The organism is Streptomyces sp. CB02959 (assembly GCF_002803155.1).
GTDB lineage: Bacteria > Actinomycetota > Actinomycetes > Streptomycetales > Streptomycetaceae > Streptomyces.
This window is the reverse complement of sequence record NZ_NNBP01000047.1, coordinates 17,641-34,595: the sequence shown is the minus strand read 5'-3', so window position 1 is coordinate 34,595 and position 16,955 is coordinate 17,641. Positions and strand designations below refer to the sequence as shown.

The window sequence follows — 16,955 nt, the reverse complement described above, 5'->3', positions numbered from 1 at the left end:
GTGTTGAATCTCCTAAGAAGCCCAGTACATGCTTGTCCGCTGTTCAAGACTGGTGAGGGGTGAAGGCCGCGTCGTACGTTCCCGGTGGGATGTGGAGGGTGGTGGTGTCGTAGTCGCCGAAGCGCAGCACGTTGTCCCTGCGGTGCGGGCTGAGCGCGGCGATGTCGTCGGGGTTCACCTCCCGGCCCTGGGCGGCCATCTGGCGCAGGGTGTCGGTCATGTCGACGGTGGTGGAGAAGATGATGCTGTTGGCCATCAGGTCGAGGAACTTGACGGCTTTCTCCTGGAGTTCGGGATCGCGGGAGCGCAGGTAGCCGTCTCCGCCGAAGTGCAGCCATTTCGTGTATCCGTTGTATGCCTCGGCCTTGTTCGTCGCCCTGGTGATCTGCTCCCGCAGCTGTGGGTCCGACAGGTAGCGGAGCAGGACGATCGTCCGGACGGCGCGGCCGACCTCGAGGAAGACCCGGTAGATCTGGTTCTTGTGGGAGTGGTTGTTCAGGCGCCGCAGGAGGGTGACGGAGGACACGGTGCCCTCCTGTACCGACAGGCCGACCTGCATGAGGTCGTTCCAGCCGCTCTCGATGAGCTGCCAGTCGATGCAGGTGCGCGGATCGGTGGAGAACAGTGCGTCGATGTGCTGGTAGCGCGCCTGCGGGTCGGGGCGGTGGAAGGTGAGGTCCTGGAAGTTGCGGATCCGCGGCAGCAGGTCGATGCCGAGCAGATGGGCGAGTCCGAAGACCGGGAAGGACTGCCCCTGGGTGTCGGCGTGCACGGTGTCCGGCCTGACCTCCGACTCGTTCGCAAGGAGCGCGTCGATGAGGTAGACAGCTTCCCAGACCCCGCACGGGATGAACCGGGAGAAGAGCGCGACGTAGGTGTCGGAGACCAGGTGGTGCGCGATTCCGCCGTAGCCGCCGTAGCGGATCGAGGTCTCGGCGAGGAGGTTGTCGATGACGGTGTCCATCATGGTGCCGTCCACCGCCGCCACCGATCCGTCACCCCACGCCGCGGTCAGGTCCAGGCCGGCGTGGGCGTTGACGACGTCGGCTCCGCACCGGTTGAGGACCGGGATGGTGAAGTGGCGCTTGGCGATCGCGCCGAGTTCGTGCGCGGCCACGCTGCCCCGCATGCGGCGCACCGCCTGGGCAGGGCCGAGCCCGGAGCCGTAGACGAACGCGGTGGTCACATAGCGCGGCAGAGGTTCCTTCAGCTTCGGCTCGCTGCCCGAGCGTGGGCCGGGCCGTTTCCACCAGTCCGTCCAGTGCGCCGCCCGCGCCAGATGTTCCAGCACGCTGCGGGCGGGAAGTCGCTCGGAGAGAGCTTGTTCGAGCTTCTCTGCGGAGGCGGTGCGCTCGCCTGCTCTGCGTACAGCGAGGGAGGGGACGCCGGTGATCGGGTCGATGGTGAGGTCCTTGTTGTCCGGATACCCGGCGTCCACGGTCTCGGCGATCGTGGTGAGCCGCTCGCGCAACCGAACGGTGAACTCGCTCGCGGTGCCGGGGAGGCCGGCCTGCTCGCAGAAGCCGGCGAGCTTAGGCTCGCATTGCTCCCAGGGCAGGAGCATGCGCGTCCAGTCACCGTAGTCGTCGGCGCCGATCACGGCGACATCACCACAGCGCAGCTCTTCCACGAGACAGGCGAACACCATTGCCTCCAAATGGCGGCGGACCAGCATCCCCGGCTGTTCACGGGAGTAGACGGTCTTCAGCCACATCTTCGGGGCGAACGACAGGTCCAGCCGTACCTGCTTCCCGTTCTCGTCCTTGCGGGTGGGATGGGTGTCCGCCACGAGGGGACGGGTGAGGTGCTGGTGAGCGAGGACGTGGTCCAGCGCGTCCAGTACGCTGCGGTCGGTCGAGGTCGCGGTGAACGACAGACGGCGGGCGGTCTTGAACATGGTCGGCCGGTCCGGCTTGAAGAAGCGCTCTACCAGTGCCGTGTAGTTGCTGCCCCGGTAAGCGTCCAGGGCCTCAAGCTCCGCCAGCTGAGCCTCGAATCCGCCCGCCGTCTCGATCGCAGCCCTGGCGTTCTTCAGCGCCAGCAGGTCATCCAGCGACGCCTCCCCCTCCCACCCTCCGGGAGCGGCCTCGCCGCTGCCGCGCAGAGCGGTCAGCACGTCCCGGAAGGTGGCCAAGAGCTGCTCGGTAGTCTCCTTCTGCCGCTTCTCGATCTCCAGCAGCTCCTCCTGGGCCCGCTTGAGGTGCCGGGACATGCGCTTGGAGAGCATCACCACGGTCTCGTCCCGCACCGTCGCCTGCACCTGCGCGAGCAGGCACACGGTCAGCGCGGTGCGCCGGGGCTCGGCGATGTCCTTCATCTCGCCCACCGACAGCACCCTCGCCTGCTCAGCCAGCGCGGCCACCTTCGCCGGCGGTGTCTTCCCCACCCAGAAGACGGCATCCCCCAGCCCCTCCACCCTCTCCATCCGCTCCGCATGGGCCCTGAACCGCGACCAGGTCGCCCGCCGGGCGGGCTGCTTGATCCACGCGAACAGGCTCTGGTACTCGCCCTCGGCGACTTCCAGCATGCCCGCGACCCGCTCCAGCGCCGCGTCACTCATGCGTGAGACGATCGCCTCGCACTGCGCGGCCTCCACCTCGGAGCGGATACGGGAAGCCATCCGGTCCAGGGTGGAAAACGCCGGCAGCTCCAGCCGCTCCTTCTGCCGGACCAGCTCCTCCAGCGCCACATTCACCAGGTCCGCGGTATGCGCCTTCACCGGCGCCGCCGCCCGCATCGCCGCCTCCGCGACCGCGCGGGCCTCGCCCGGCTTGTGCCTCAGCTCCAGGCGTTCACGTACGGCGGACCGGTAGCGCTCCTCGCTCCGTTCGGAGTCCGCCTCTGGCACCGTCTCCGCGGCGAGCCCCGCCTGATCGCGCACGTGAGCCACGACCACCTCGGGTATCTCCCAGAGCTTGGGGACGCGGCCCAGCCGTGCCGCGGACTTCAGCATCACCAGCAGCGCCAAGACCCGGTCCGGGCGGTCATGCGTATGCTCACGTGCCCACGCCACCTCCTCCGCCGACGGCGTGAAGAACTCCCGCAACTCCCGTTCCGAGATCAGCCTCTTGAACTTCGGATACGCCGTCCGCTCCAGCGACGCCACACCAACCGCCCCACGCCCGACCGACTGACAGCGGCCACCATAAACAGCGACGCTCCCGATAGCGGGGCCAGGGCCAGATCACGGAACGTACACACGCTCACCACATTCAAACGTCACACTCTGTTACGAAGTGGCGGCTATTACACGTATCTCCTCCGCCCACCTGGAAGGCGTCGTACGCAAGGACTGGATGGAGTTCGCCCTCCACACCCCCGACAAGGGCCCGCGGCGGGTGATCCGCACCGTGTACGAGGCGTGCGTCTTCCAGGCCCTGCGCGACCGGCTGCGCTGCAAGGAGATCTGGGTGGTCGGCGCCAACCGCTGGCGCAACCCCGACGAGGACCTGCCCGACGACTTCGAGACCCGCCGCGCCGAGTACTACGAGAAACTGAACAAGCCGCGCGACGCGAAGGTCTTCACCGCCCAGCTCCAGGCCGAGATGCGCAAGGCCCTCGGCGCCCTGGACACCGCCATGCCCAAGCTGCCATGGGTGACCATCGGCGCGCGCCAGCGCGGCGGCGCCATCAAGTTCACCGAGCCCGAACCGCAGCCGGAGCCGAAGAACCTGCGCAGGCTGAAGAAGGCGATCCAGAAAAAGTGGGGAACGGTCCCGCTGATCGACATCCTCAAGGAAGCCGCCCTGCGCACCCCGATGCTCAAGGCGCTCGCCCCGGTCGGCACCCGCGAGGCCGGCGACGAGGCAAAGCTCCTGGAACGCCTACGGCACCAACTCGGGGATCCGGGCGGTCGCCGCCGGCGGCCACGGCCACACCGAAGAAGAGCTGCGCTACACCGCCCGCCGCTACCTGACCGCCCCCGGCCTCAAGGGCGCCCAAGTCTCCATCGCCAACGCCATCTTCGCCTCCCGCTCAGAAGCCATCTGGGGCCAGGGCACCACCACCGTCGCCTCGGACTCCACCCATTTCAAAGCCTGGGACCGCAACATCTTTACCCAGTGGCACTGCCGCTACGGAGGCCGCGGCATCCTCGTGTACTGGCACGTGGAGAAGGGTTCTATGGCCATTCACAGCCAGCATCTGACCTGTACCGCCTCGGAGGTCGCCGCGGCGATCGAGGGGATGATGCGGCACGCCACCGCCATGAAGGCCGAAGGCAACTACGTCGACTCCCACGGCCAGTCGGAAATCGGCTTCGGGCTGACCCGGCTGCTGGGCTACGACCTGCTGCCGCGCATCAAGTAGATCAACACCGTCAAGCTCTACCGGCCCGGCCGCGAGGACGAGGACACCTACGACCGCCTCGCCGACGCCATGACCCGGCCGATCCGCTGGGACGTCATCGAGAACAACTACGACCAGCTCATCAAGTACGCCACCGCGATCCGGGTCGGCACCGCCTCCACCGAGGCCATCCTCCTCCGCTTCACCCGGACCGCCTCCCACCCCGTCTACCAGGCCATGCTGGAAGTCGGCCGCGCGCAGAAGACCATCTTCGTCGCCCGCTACCTGCGCGACCGCGACCTTCAGCGCGAGATCCAGGAGGACCTCAACGTCGTCGAGGGCTGGAACGGCGCCAACGACATGCTGTTCTTCGGCAAGAGCGGCGAACTCGCCTCAAATCGCCGTGACCAGCAAGAACTGTCCATCCTCGCCCTGCACCTGTTTCAAGCCGCCCTGGTGTACGTAAACACGCTGATGATCCAGGACATGCTCGCCGATCCTCAGTGGGCCGGCCGCCTCACCGACGAGGTTGCGCGGTGCCGGCGCCGTGGGCGAGGGCGACCTGGCCGCCGTGACGTGCCTGGTTCGGAGTCAGGCCTGGTAGCGGCTTGTCATCTGGTTTTCCCAGAAGAAGAAGCCGCTGATGCATTCCGCGACCCGGGAGATGTGAACCGCCAGTTCGCTGTGCTCCTCCCGCAGCCTGTCGGCGATGCGCGTGAACTCCTCAACCGTGGCCCGGTACATTTCAGCGGCCGTATCGACGCCTCGCTGAAGTGGCCAGCCGTGATGGTGGGCGAGCACACTGGGGAGGTTCATGGCAATCGGCAGCCGGATGTCGTGCTCGCACGTCACGATGTCGTGATTCAACCCGGTGATGTCGTTCGCCAGAGTGGCCAACTGCCTGAGTTCGGGAAGCGCCACCAGGGGCGCCGGGAGTTCGTAGCCACCAACAAGTTCGATGAAGACGAAGAACCACACCCGGAAGGCGACAGTCCTGCGCCTGATGGCCTGATAGGCGACTGGATCGGGAAGCTTCCTCTGCGCCCTGTAGGGGATCTCGCAGGCCGCACCGGCGGCGTACTCGGTCCAGCCGGCGTGCATGCGTGCAAGCTGCTGATCGGAGGCGATGCGGCGCAGTCGTAGCCACAGGTCGCGCAGCGCCAGGTGGAACGGGGAGCCGAGTCCGGCGGGAAGCAGGTCCGGCGAGTCGACGATGTGGTGACTGTGGAGCAGGTTCTGGGCGGCGATGCTGGGCTGCCCCTGGGACGCGGGGTCTTCCACGCGTTTTTCGTCGAACTCGCTGATCCACGCCAGGAAATCGCCTGCCAGCTCAAGGGCCTCGGTGTTGTCGCCGTACGGATAGCACGCAGCTGCCATGGCGGCGTACCTGTTACGGGTCGCGACGCCCGCGCCCTGGCCGTCCAGTCCGTAGCGTGCCGTCCACTGGGCGGTGTGCTGCTCGGCTTGCATGACATGAGGATGGACGGCGTGGGGGTAGGGCCAGTCCAGGTCCGGGATGGCCAGGCGGATGGGTCCGGGGACGGGTGTGCGGTGTCGGCTCACGTCGTGTTCTCCGTCCGGAGGGAGCTGCCGTGCCGGTGTGCCAGCTCATGGCGGACGCGCAAGAGGTGCCAGCCGACTGCTCCCACCCACAAGGTGGCCGCGATGTAGGGAATCGACATCAGCAGTGACAGTGGCACCAGCGGTCCGGCCGCGATCAGCATGTCGAAGGTGATGAGGATGTTGAGGGCGCCGATGGCGGTCGCGGACCACGCCGTCCAAAGGGGAAACAGGCGCGTGGGGCGGATGGCCAGCCCGGTGGCGATCAGCAGCATGCCGGCGGCGGGTTCGGCTGCCAGCACGGCGACGTACGACGATTCCAGGGCGGAGCGCACCAGTTCCGGAGTGCTGGGGTGGCTCGGGGTGCCGGCCAGCGTGCCGATGGTCATGAAGATGTCGGCGACCATGTAGTCGGCCGCGAGGACGGCTGCAGCGGGCAGGATCAGCCGGGCGGCCATGCTGGTGCGGCGGGTGGTGTCGACGACGACGGTGGCCAGTCCCGCGAAGAACACGAGCTCCAGGAGAAGCGATGCGTTCGCCGTGTAGAGCTGTACGAGGCTGAGGGTCCTGTTGCGGGAGTACCAGGCGAGGATGTCCCCGGTCGAGTCGCTCCAGTAGGGGTAGTACTTCGGGAAGTTCCTGAGGGTGAAGGCGATGGGCAGCATCCCCAGTACCGGCACCGCGATTCCGGCCCATCCCGTTGCTTTCGTTCCGATTCCGGTCATGGGTCCCTCCTGTTCTTCGCGAATGGTGGGATTGACGGGCGCACCCGCCCGGAGGGCGTCAGCCTGTTGGGGTACTGAGCGTCAGCGTGGTCTCGTTGCCGCGGGTGCCGATCAGGGAGGCCAGCTCGATCAGGTCGGCGACGGCGCCGCGGTCGAAGTAGTCGGGCCGGGTGAGCTCTTGGAGCGCGGCGCCGTGGAGGGTGCTGACACGGGCTTCGCAGGCAGCCTTACCTCCGCACGCTTCGAGTAGTCGGGCCGCTGCCGCCGTCCCGAGCGCGGTGTCCGGGCGCGTCGCCAGGAGGTCGGCCAGGGCACCGGCGTCTGGGGAGGCCGAGGCTGCGGCGATGACGACGGGGTAGGACTTCTTGCCGCGGGCCAGGTCGTTGGAGACCGGGCGAGGCCCTTCGGCGCTCCAGATGTCGGTGAGGTCGTCGAAGATCTGCCATGCCTTGCCGAGGTAGATGCCCGCGCGGGTGAGCGTGTCCAGCACCGTGGGCTCTGTGCCGGTCAGGACCGCGCCGAGGGTGAGGGCGGCGACCACCATCCCCGCGCCCTTGGCTTCGATCGTCTGCTCGTACTCGGCGAGGGTGACTTGTTCTTCGCCCAGCCACGGCCGTGTCTCGGCCGCCCGGTCGGCGGCCTGTCCTCGTGCCACCATGTCGGTGTAGACCTGCAGATGGCGAGCCGCACGCAGCGGCTGCGGCCCGCATACGGTCAGCAAGTCGAACGCCAGGGCTCGGGTGAGGTCGATCGCCAGTATGGTGCGCGGGGTGCCGAAAGCCTGCCACGCTGCGGGCCGGCCCCGGCGCATCAGGTCTTCGTCGAGGATGTCGTCCTCAAGCTGGATGTGGTCCTTGGTCAGCTCGACGGCCAGCGCGCAGGCGGCGGCTTGCTCTGCGGTGGCGTGCACGGCGCGCGCGCCGAGCCCGGCCAGGCACAGGGTGGAGGCCAGGCCGTTGTCTCCTGCCTCGGGGGTGCCGTCGGCATCGTTGAGTCCGAGGTGGTAGCCGAGGATGAGTGCGGCGTCGTGGTCCTGCCCGTGCAGGGTGCGGACCGCTTCGGTGAGAGCGGGCCAGTAGGTGTCGCGGATGCGGCGAGCGCCAGCGGGTGCGTTCATGCGCGTTGTCCTTGTACTTCGGCCCAGGCCACGGCGAGTGGCCGGGTGCACCAAGTGCGGGCGGGTCCGGGATCAGGGAGGGAGAGCGTCATGCGGTCGGCGGCGGTGAGTTCGGTGGTGACGTAGTCGACCAGTTCGGCGGCACCCCAGCCGGCCGGCAGGAAGTCAACTCCGCGTTCCCGGTCCGTGTTCAGATCGGCGAGGATGTTGGCGCCCTGGATGCCACGCGCGTAGCCCAGCATCAGGCTGCGGTCCACCCGGGTGCCGTCGTACCAGGCCCACAGGTCGCACAGGAGCATGCCCAGCACCCCTGCGACGGAGAAGACGTAGTGGTCGAAGTCGTCGACGTCGCGAATGCGCCAGCCGCGACGCGCCCATACGGCCATCCGGTCGGCCATCGCGGTGAAGGCATCCAGCACCCTCGGGGCGATCTCAGGCGGTGCCAGGGCGCACCAGTCGGCCAGGCGCAGGGTGACGGCGGGGAGCGCGTCGCGGTGGTCGGCGAACACAGCCTGAAGGCGCCCTGGGATGTTGCGGGTCTGAAGGGCGCAGGACACACCGGTCAGCAGTTGGTCTTTGACGTCGGGCGGCAGGTCTGGATGGTCCTCGATCTCGTCGATGCCCCGCATGATCAGATACGTGGCGGCCATGGTCTCGTGCAGGCGGGGCGGCATCGCCATGACGGGTTCGACGTAGGTGGCACTGTGCCGGCGGAGCACCGTCAGGGCTTCGGTCAGTGGGTCCGGCATGGCCTTACTCCTTCGCGGTGGGATCAGGCGACGGCAACGGCCGGCGCAGACCGGCGGGTGCCGGGGGTCGGGTCGTGGGGCTGTCGGAGAGTTCCCGTGGCAGGGCGAAGCGCTGGTTCTCCTCGCCGGCGCTGACGGTCTCGACCTCGGTGAAACCGCGTTCGGCGAGCCAGTCCAGCACCTCCTCCACCAGGAGGTCGGGGGCGGACGCTCCGGAGGTCACCCCGAGCGTGGTGGCGCCGTCCAGCCAGGCGGCCTCGATCTGGTCGGCCCCGTCGACCAGGTGCGCGGTGCCGGCGCCGTGGGCGAGGGCGACCTCGACCAGGCGCTGGGAGTTGGAGGAGTTCGCCGATCCGACGACGATGACCAGGTCGCTGCGCGGGGCCAGGAGCCTGACCGCCTCCTGGCGGTTCTGGGTGGCGTAGCAGATGTCGTCGCCCGGCGGCGAGACCAGCTGCGGGAACCGCTGTCGGAGGGCGGCAGCCGTCTGCGCTGTCTCGTCGACGGACAGGGTGGTCTGCGCCAGCCAGGCGACCTTGTCCGGGTCCCTCACCGCGACGCGGGCGGCATCCTGAGGGCCGTCGACGAGCCGGATGTACTCGGGGGCCTCGCCGCGGGTGCCGATGACCTCCTCGTGCCCGTCGTGGCCGATCAGCAGGATGTCGTAGCCCTTTTCTGCGAAGCGGACCGCTTCCCGGTGGACCTTGGTGACCAGCGGACAGGTCGCATCGATCACGGTGAGGTGCCGGCGGGCGGCCTCGGCATGCACGGCCGGGGCGACGCCGTGCGCGGAGAAGACGACCACAGCGCCCTCGGGCACCTGAGCCGTCTCCTCGACGAAGACCGCGCCCTGCTGCTCCAGCATCCTCACCACGTAGGTGTTGTGGACGATCTGCTTGCGTACATACACCGGCGCCCCGTACCGCTCAAGGGCCGTCTCGACGGTGGCAATGGCGCGCTCCACCCCGGCGCAGTAGCTGCGCGGGGCGGCGAGCAGGACCGTGCGTGGCGTGGGCGAGCAGGTCATGTGGCCCCCCTGCCCGGGGTGTCGGTGGGCTCGGTGAGACGGAGGGCCTGGTCGAGGAGCGTCTCAACGATCTTGGATTCGGGGACCGTGCAGATGACCTGGCCGTGGTGGAAGATCTGGCCTTTGCCATTGCCGCAGGACACTCCCAGGTCGGCTTCGCGGGATTCGCCGGGGCCGTTGACGACGCAGCCCATGACGGCGATGCGCAGGGGGTGGGGGAAGCCGTCGAAGGCGGCCTCGACTTTGGTGGCGAGGGTGTGGAGGTCGACTTGGAGGCGGCCGCAGCCGGGGCAGGAGACGATCTCCAGCTTGCACGGGCGCAGGCCCAGGGACTGGAGGATGTGGTGGCCGGCCTTGACCTGTTCGACCGGGGTGTCGGAGATCGAGACGCGGATGGTGTCCCCGATGCCGTTGGCCAGGAGGATGCCGAAGGCGACGGCGGATTTCATTGCCCCCTGGAACGCCGGGCCGGCTTCGGTGACCCCGAGGTGGAGGGGGTAGTCGCAGGCGTCGGCGAGCAGCCGGTTTGCAGCGACCATGATCATGGGGTTGTGGTGCTTGACCGCGATCTTCAGATCGGTGAAACCGTGCTCCTCGAACAGGGAGGCTTCCCACAGCGCGGATTCCACCAGCGCCTCGGGGGTAGCCGATCCGTGTTTGGCCAGCAGGCGGGGGTCGAGAGAGCCGGCGTTGACTCCGATCCGGATCGACACCCGCGCGGCGGAGGCGGCCTGGGCGATCTCGCCCACGCGGTCGTCGAACTTCTTGATGTTGCCGGGGTTGACTCGGACGGCGGCGCAGCCGGCGTCGATCGCGGCGAAGACGTAGCGGGGCTGGAAGTGAATGTCCGCGATCACCGGGATGGGCGACTTCTTCGCGATCGTGGGAAGGGCCGCCGCGTCGTCGGCCGTGGGGACGGCGACACGTACGATGTCACATCCTGCGGCGGTAACGGCGGCGATCTGCCGCAGTGTGGCATCCACGTCGGCGGTCGTGGTGGTGGTCATGGTCTGCACGCTGATGGGTGCACCGCCCCCCACGGGGACCGTCCCCACGCGGATCTGGCGGGTCGGGCGGCGACGCACTGGAACCTCCCTCGGCCCCGCCGGAGCCCCCAGTGGCTCCGCCGCGGTCTTGGCCGGTGAGGGGGCAGCCAGGGCAGTCTGGAGGGGTACGGCAGGCGCAGCGGTCGGGGCGGGTGTGGGGTTGCCGGGGTTGGCGGTAGTCATGGTGTCCTCCCGGCGGTGTGTGGGGCGTCGCCAGCATGCAGGGTGTGGGTGGGAAGGTGGGGGACTTGGCTGCGGGCCAGCAGGACGGTGTTGGCGATGGCTTCCGCGCTCAGGCCGCAGCGGGTGAGCAGTCTGTTCCGGGGGGCGTGGGGGAGGAAAGCACACGGTAGGCCGAGGGGGAGGATGGGCGTGCTGAGGGCGTGTTCCTGGCAGGTCTGGGCGAGGGCGGTGCCGAAGCCACCTTGGCGCAGGCCGTCTTCGAGGGTGATCACGAGGCGGTGGCGGGAAGCGAAGGCGGGGAGGGCGGGGTTGACGGGCAGGAGCCAGCGGGGGTCGGCGACGGTGACGCCGGTGCCGAGTTCCTCCAGTTCCGCGGCGGCCTCCAGGGCAATCGGAGCGAGGGGGCCGGTGGGCAGGATCAGGACGTCCAGGCTCCGGGCCCGGCTGCGGTGCAGGATGTCGATCCCGTCCATGCGGGCCAGGGCCGCGATATCTGGCCCCGCAGTGGCTTTGGGCAGGCGCAGCACGGTCGGGCCGCCGGTGTGGCCTGTGGCTTCGCGCAGCAGTTCGCCCAGCCTGGCCGGATCGCGCGGGGCGGCTAGACGCAGCCCCGGCACGGCCGAGAGGAGGGCCAGGTCCCACATGCCGTGATGAGAGGGTCCGTCAGGGCCGGTGATCCCGGCCCGGTCCAGGACGAACGTCACCGGCAGCTTGTGGAGGGCCACGTCCATCAGGACCTGGTCCAGGGCTCGGCTGCGGAAGGTCGCGTAGAGGGCGACGACGGGGTGCAGCCCTCCCAGGGCCAGGCTGGCCGCTGAGGTGACGGCGTGCTGCTCGGCGATGCCGACGTCAAAGACCCGGTCGGGAAACGCCTGGGCCATCGCCGCAAGACCTGTGGGGCGCAGCATGGACGCGGTGAGAGCGACGATGTCGCCCCGCTCCGTGGCCAGTTGGTGCAGCTCTCGGCCGAACACCGTAGTCCAGGACGGTTTCGGTGCGCGGGCTGTCTTGCCGGTGGCCGGATCGACGGTACCCACCGCGTGCAGGCAGTCCGCCGCATCAGCCTCGGCCGGACCGTAGCCCTTGCCCTTGACGGTCATCACATGCACCACCACCGGACGGCCCAGCGTCCGGGCCCGGCGCAGCGCCTGCTCCAGTTCTGCCGTGTTGTGACCGTCGAGGGGCCCGAGATAGGCAAAGCCCAGTTCGGTGAACACGTTCTGGCACGCTTGGGCGCCCCCGCCGGTCTTGAGGACGGTCAGATGCGCGGCCATAGCGCCGGTGGTGGGGGCATAAGAGCGGCCGTTGTCGTTGAGGACGTCGATGACGGGCCGGCCGGGGGCGGCGCCGAGATTGTTGAGTGCCTCCCAGCACATGCCCCCGGTCATCGCCCCGTCCCCGACGACGGCAACCACAGCGCGGTCAGTCTCGCCCGTAAGGCGGCGGGCTGTGGCCAGGCCGTCGGCGTAGGACAGGGCCGTGGAGGCATGGGAGTTCTCGATCACATCATGTGCGGACTCTGCCCGTGAGGGGTAGCCGGACAGCCCGCCCTCTTGGCGCAGGCCGGTGAAGGCCTGGGCGCGGCCGGTGAGCAGTTTGTGCACATACGCCTGGTGGCCGGTGTCGAACAGGAGGGTGTCGCGGGGCAAGGCAAAGACCCGGTGCAGGGCCAGGGTCAGCTCCACCATCCCCAGGTTCGGGCCCAGATGCCCGCCTGTCGCGCACACCGCCTCGATGAGGAACGCGCGGATCTCACCGGCCAGAGCCGGAAGATCCTGCCCGGGAAGGGCCCGCAGCGCCTCCGGACTGATGGTGCGGGCCAGCAGAGGGAACCGCTCCTTGACGCCCATCTTGCCGGCGGGAGCCGCGGCGCCGGAAGCAGAACGCGGGACGGGGCTGGTTGAGGTGGTCATGAGGTCCTCGCAGCGGCGGGCGGAGTGAAGGTGAGGGTCTCGGTGGTGGTGTGCTCGGCGACGGCGACCGGCGCCAGGCCCCTCAAGACGGCGATCACCTCATCGACGAGGGCGGGCGGGGCCGACGCCCCGGCCAGCAGACCGACCGTGATCTCGGCGGTCTCGTCCACCGCCAGGGTCGTCTGCGTCAGATACACCACCCTGCAGGGATCCGGCACCTGAAGGGCGGCCACATCCGCGATCGGCGTGAGGAGCGGGGTGGTGACGCCCGCGAAGACGCATACCTGGCCGAGGACGGGTCCCATGCCGCCGGTGCACAGGCCGTCCTCGGCGGTGACGGCCAGGCGGTGGCGAGCGGCCAGGGCGGGTGAGTTGGTGGGCAGGACCCAGCGCAGGCCCACCACCGTCTCCGCCGGTCCACCGCCGAGCACGACCACAGTCCTGCCGTGATACGCCCTGCCCGGCAGCGAGGGCTGGCCGGGCGGCTTCTCTGCGCATGGGGTGGGAGGCATGAGTGGTCTCCGATCAGCCGACCGGCTCTGACTGCACTACGGGTTTAGGCGCAGCCGGAGGGAAAACGGAACAGGCAACGTGACGGCCCACGGCGGGCCGTCGGCAGGAAGCTGCAGGCCAGAGTGTCTGCGTTTCCACGGAACTCCCCAGAGCCGCCTTCGGCCAGCCCTCTCGGGAGGAGCGCGTGAAGCGCGCGGTTGCGTGAAATGCGGCATGGGCAGGAAAAGACGCTGCCTGCAAGATGTGCGCCCGTACATGGCGCGGTGCGCCGCTTCCGCGCACCGTCCGCCCCCGCCCACACCATGGCCAGGGGGCTACAGGCGCCGTACGTTCCCCAGTGATGCGAACCCGCATGCGAGAACAGACGGCACACGGACCGTGGCACATGTCAGCAGTGTCACACCACCGCAGGCCGCCGCGTTCGCCTCCAAGAATCCCACGGCACAGGGAAGGAAGACCATGGCACGCTACCGCAGGGGACTGGGCGGACTGCTGTCGGACCTGACCGATGACGTCAGCAGCATGGTCGACGACGTCTTCGGAGCCCGCCGCCGGTGGCCCGGCGGCGACTGGGGAGGATGGGGAGGCTGCAACGGCGGCTGGGACAGCGACTGCCCGCCATGGGGCAACAACTGCCCTCCGTGGTGGGGCAACGGATGCCCGCCATGGGGCAACAACTGCCCTCCGTGGTGGGGCAACGGATGCCCGCCTCCGTGGTGGCCGGGTAATGGTTCGCCCTGGTGTGAGCCCGCCACGGCATCCGCTTCGGGGCCTTCCTCTCAGCGTGAGCAGATCGCAGTGCTGCAGGAGGAGCTGAAGGTCCTGGCCCGGGCGGTGAGTGCCCTCGCCCGCGGTGAGGACGATGACCGCCCGGCACCACGTGTCGGACGCTGAAACCAACTCCGGGGATGAGCCGACGGCTGCGTGTGCTGTGCTGCTTCGAGGACGGCACTATCCGTGACCCCGCAACGCATCTGCCCGTCCCCCCCGGCGCGCTGGCCGGGGACCTGTGTGGGGGGCGCCGGTTCACCGCGTACGAGCGCGCCACGGGCGCCGACTGCACCTACCGGGTCCTCGCCCAGGTCCTGGCCGCCTGGGCCGGCCTCGGCATGTGCCCGGCACAGCATGTGCTGACCGGCCGCAGCGGCTGGAGCAGGCAGTGAGAGGCCGGGGCCGGTACGTCGTCGGCCGGATGGGGCGCCTGGCGTTCCGTGAAGTCCGGCGTGAACTCGCCCTGCGCCGCGGCCGGACCACACACGCCATGGCCGGCTATGAACGGGCCCAGGCCGTCCGCCAAGTGCTGGAGGACCTGGGCCCGTTCTGGATCAAGATCGGGCAGATCCTCTCCACCCGCCCCGATATCGTCCCCCAAGCGGTCATCGACGAACTCGAACAGCTCCACGACCGCATCACGCCCGAACCCTTCGCCCCGTTCGAAACCGTCATCGAGGGCGACCTCGGGCCCGACTGGCGCGACCGCTTCGCGGACATCGACACCAGCCGGCCTCTGGGAGCCGCCTCCCTCGCCCAGACCTACCGCGCCACCATGGCGGACGAAACCCCGGCCGTGGTGAAGATCCAACGTCCCATGACCCGTGAAGTGGTCACCGCGGACATGGGGCTGCTGCGCAGGCTCGCGCGCACGGTCACCCGGCATGCGCCCCGGTTCAGCGCGGTCGTCGACATCGAAGCCATGCTGGGGGTCATCTTCGATGCGATGGAACCCGAACTGGACTTCACCCTCGAAGCCGCCAACATGGAACGCGCCCGCACCTGCGCCGCCGAGTTCGAGCACCTGTCCATCCCCGACGTCATCCTGGCCACCGAGCACGTCCTGATCCAGAGCCTCGCCCCCGGCCGCTCCATCCGCGACATCAAACCGGACGAATGCACCGACGAGGAACGCACCGCCATCGGCGAAGACCTCCTCGCGTTCATGTACAAGGGGTTCTTCACCGACCGGTTCTTCCACGCCGACCCCCACCCCGGGAACATCTTCGTCGAACCCGGCCAAGGCGCCACCATCATCGACTGGGGCATGACCGGCCGCCTCGACCGCTCCCTCAGCTCCACCCTCCTGCTGCTGTTCTTCCAGCTGGCCAACAACGACGGCACAGCCGTAGCCCGCACCTGGACCTCCCTCGGCCACCCCACCCCATGGGCCCAGCCGACAGCATTCGCCGACGACATGGCCAACTTCGTACCGAAGATCGCCACCGCATCCCTGGACGAACTAAACTTCGGCGTCTCCCTGACAGCCATCCTGCAGCACTCCACGAAACGCGGCATCCGCGTGAACCCGGCCATCGCCATCCTCGGCAAGGCATTCGCGAACATCGAGGGCTCCCTCAGGTGCCTGTGCCCGGAACTCGTCATCACCCAGATCCTCCAGGACGAAATTCAGGAGATCATCTTCACCCTCGCACACGAGCTGATGTCCGAGAAACAGGCCGCCTGCACCGCCCTGGAAATCATGCACGCAGCACCCACAGGCATACGCAAACTGCAGGGACTCCTGGACAGCCTCACCAGCAACGAGTTCACCCTGCGGATCACCGAGAACAAAGACCCCCAAACCCTCCTCGCCGAACAGGCAGCGGCCCGCTCCCGCAACCGGCGCCGCGCACTCCTGGCAGCCGCCGCATACACCCTGTGGAAACTCACCGACAATCATCGCCGTCGCCGCTGCTGACCGGCCTGATGCACAACACCCCCTGCGCCTGCGGGGCGACCCCCTGCCCTAGATGTGTTGTCCCGGCACGTTGGTGATGGCGTAGGCGCTTCCCTGAGTCTCCGGACACACGGCAGGATCACCCCCATGAGAATTCTGGTCATCGGCGGTACGTGGTTTCTGGGAACGTGCGTCGCGGAGAGGGCACTGGCACGAGGGTGGTCCGTGACGACCTTCAATCGCGGGCTGTCCGGGCGCGAGGTCGAAGGTGTCAACGCGATCCACGGAGACCGTACGGTGCTGGGGGATCTGGAACGCCTTGCACAACATGGGCCTTGGGACGCCGTGGTCGATACGTCGAGTTCGGACTTCGCGCCCCGGGAAGTGCTGCTGGCCACAACTGCCCTCCGCAAAGCGGCCCGACGCTGGGTGCACATCTCCACCGTGTCGGTCTACCAAGGGTGGCCGCACGAACCTTTGACGGATCAGTCTCCGCTGTTGGACTGTCCCGCTGACGCTGATGGGACGGTCGGCTACACCGGACCGGACGGCAGTCCGACCCTGTACGGCTTTCAGAAAGCAGGTGGTGAACGCGCCGTCTGCGAGGTCTTCGGCGACGGAGCTGTCTTCCTGCGGCCCGGGGTGATCCTGGGGCCTGGCGAGTACGTGGGCCGATTGCCCTGGTGGCTGAGTCGGGCCAAGCGTGGGGGCAGCATCCTTGCCCCGGCACCGAGCGAGCAGCGCATCCAGCCGGTCGACGTCCGCGATGTCGCCGAGTTCGCCCTGGACCAGGCATCCAGTGAGACGAGCGGTGGCTACAACGTCGCCCACCCGCAAGGTATGACCTTTGCGGACCTTCTCGCGGAGTGCCTGACCGTTACGGGCGGCGCCGGGAAGCCCGTATGGGTGGAACCGACTGTCCTGGCCGAGCGCGGCGTCAAGCAGTGGACGGAGCTGCCGCTGTGGCGTACGCACGCGGGTGTGTGGTCGGTCGACTCCAGTCGAGCCGTTGCCGCTGGGCTGCGTTGCCGGCCGCTCGCGAAAACCATCAGGGACACGTGGGCTTGGCTGGTAGCTGACGGACGTCCCGTGGACCACCCGCGGTGGGCAGAACACGGGATCGCCGCCGAGAAGGAGGCGAAGATCCTGGCCTCCTTCTCGTAG

General features: G+C 68.7%; 13 protein-coding genes and 1 pseudogene. 4 read left to right on the top strand and 10 right to left on the bottom strand.

Annotated elements, in window-relative coordinates; all coding sequences use genetic code 11:
• Positions 1 to 43 precede the first annotated feature (43 nt).
• On the bottom strand, positions 44 to 3,106 hold the full coding sequence (locus tag CG747_RS43820) for a Tn3 family transposase (RefSeq protein ID WP_100607469.1): 3,063 nt from the start codon (positions 3,104 to 3,106) through the stop codon (positions 44 to 46).
• Between the two features lie 378 nt (positions 3,107 to 3,484).
• On the bottom strand, positions 3,485 to 3,730 hold the full coding sequence (locus CG747_RS43810; RefSeq protein ID WP_146022275.1) for a hypothetical protein: 246 nt from the start codon (positions 3,728 to 3,730) through the stop codon (positions 3,485 to 3,487).
• 104 nt (positions 3,731 to 3,834) lie between these two features.
• Here CG747_RS43810 and CG747_RS51220 point away from each other — a divergent pair.
• Positions 3,835 to 4,803, top strand: a pseudogene (locus CG747_RS51220) (Tn3 family transposase); the annotation flags it as partial.
• 75 nt (positions 4,804 to 4,878) lie between these two features.
• On the opposite strand, the gene CG747_RS51215 reads toward CG747_RS51220, so the two are convergent.
• The 8 genes from CG747_RS51215 to CG747_RS48650 form a co-directional block, all read right to left on the bottom strand.
• Positions 4,879 to 5,664 (bottom strand): terpene synthase family protein, encoded by a 786-nt coding sequence (locus CG747_RS51215; protein WP_374701898.1) that lies wholly within the window; start codon positions 5,662 to 5,664, stop codon positions 4,879 to 4,881.
• 182 nt (positions 5,665 to 5,846) lie between these two features.
• A complete protein-coding gene (locus CG747_RS43795) occupies positions 5,847 to 6,572 on the bottom strand; it encodes a hypothetical protein (protein WP_146022274.1) in 726 nt (241 codons plus the stop codon).
• Positions 6,573 to 6,630: 58 nt separating this feature from the next.
• Entirely contained in the window at positions 6,631 to 7,689 is a 1,059-nt protein-coding gene (locus tag CG747_RS43790; protein WP_100607463.1) for a polyprenyl synthetase family protein, read from the bottom strand.
• Positions 7,686 to 8,438, bottom strand: a complete 753-nt coding sequence (locus CG747_RS43785) for a squalene/phytoene synthase family protein (protein WP_100607462.1) — start codon at positions 8,436 to 8,438, stop codon at positions 7,686 to 7,688. Before CG747_RS43785 ends, CG747_RS43790 begins: the two co-directional genes overlap by 4 nt.
• 4 nt (positions 8,439 to 8,442) lie before the next feature.
• Complete coding sequence (locus tag CG747_RS43780) at positions 8,443 to 9,465, bottom strand: 4-hydroxy-3-methylbut-2-enyl diphosphate reductase (protein WP_100607461.1); 1,023 nt, start codon at positions 9,463 to 9,465, stop codon at positions 8,443 to 8,445.
• Positions 9,462 to 10,583, bottom strand: coding sequence for a flavodoxin-dependent (E)-4-hydroxy-3-methylbut-2-enyl-diphosphate synthase (gene ispG, locus CG747_RS43775; RefSeq protein ID WP_257981163.1), 1,122 nt, complete (start codon positions 10,581 to 10,583; stop codon positions 9,462 to 9,464). Before ispG ends, CG747_RS43780 begins: the two co-directional genes overlap by 4 nt.
• A 107-nt stretch (positions 10,584 to 10,690) precedes the next feature.
• Positions 10,691 to 12,544 (bottom strand): 1-deoxy-D-xylulose-5-phosphate synthase, encoded by a 1,854-nt coding sequence (locus tag CG747_RS43770; RefSeq protein WP_100607483.1) that lies wholly within the window; start codon positions 12,542 to 12,544, stop codon positions 10,691 to 10,693.
• A gap of 59 nt (positions 12,545 to 12,603) precedes the next feature.
• Entirely contained in the window at positions 12,604 to 13,119 is a 516-nt protein-coding gene (locus CG747_RS48650) for a hypothetical protein (protein ID WP_180985993.1), read from the bottom strand.
• A 909-nt stretch (positions 13,120 to 14,028) separates the two neighbouring features.
• On the opposite strand from CG747_RS48650, the gene CG747_RS43760 reads away from it, so the two are divergent.
• From CG747_RS43760 to CG747_RS43750, 3 genes are all read left to right on the top strand, one after another.
• Positions 14,029 to 14,283 (top strand): hypothetical protein, encoded by a 255-nt coding sequence (locus CG747_RS43760; RefSeq protein ID WP_146022273.1) that lies wholly within the window; start codon positions 14,029 to 14,031, stop codon positions 14,281 to 14,283.
• Positions 14,280 to 15,812, top strand: a complete 1,533-nt coding sequence (locus tag CG747_RS43755; RefSeq protein ID WP_100607458.1) for an AarF/ABC1/UbiB kinase family protein — start codon at positions 14,280 to 14,282, stop codon at positions 15,810 to 15,812. The genes CG747_RS43760 and CG747_RS43755 overlap by 4 nt, the downstream gene beginning before the upstream one ends.
• A 126-nt stretch (positions 15,813 to 15,938) precedes the next feature.
• The gene (locus CG747_RS43750; RefSeq protein ID WP_100607457.1) at positions 15,939 to 16,955 is read left to right on the top strand and encodes an NAD-dependent epimerase/dehydratase family protein; all 1,017 of its coding nucleotides are present in this window, start codon (positions 15,939 to 15,941) and stop codon (positions 16,953 to 16,955) included.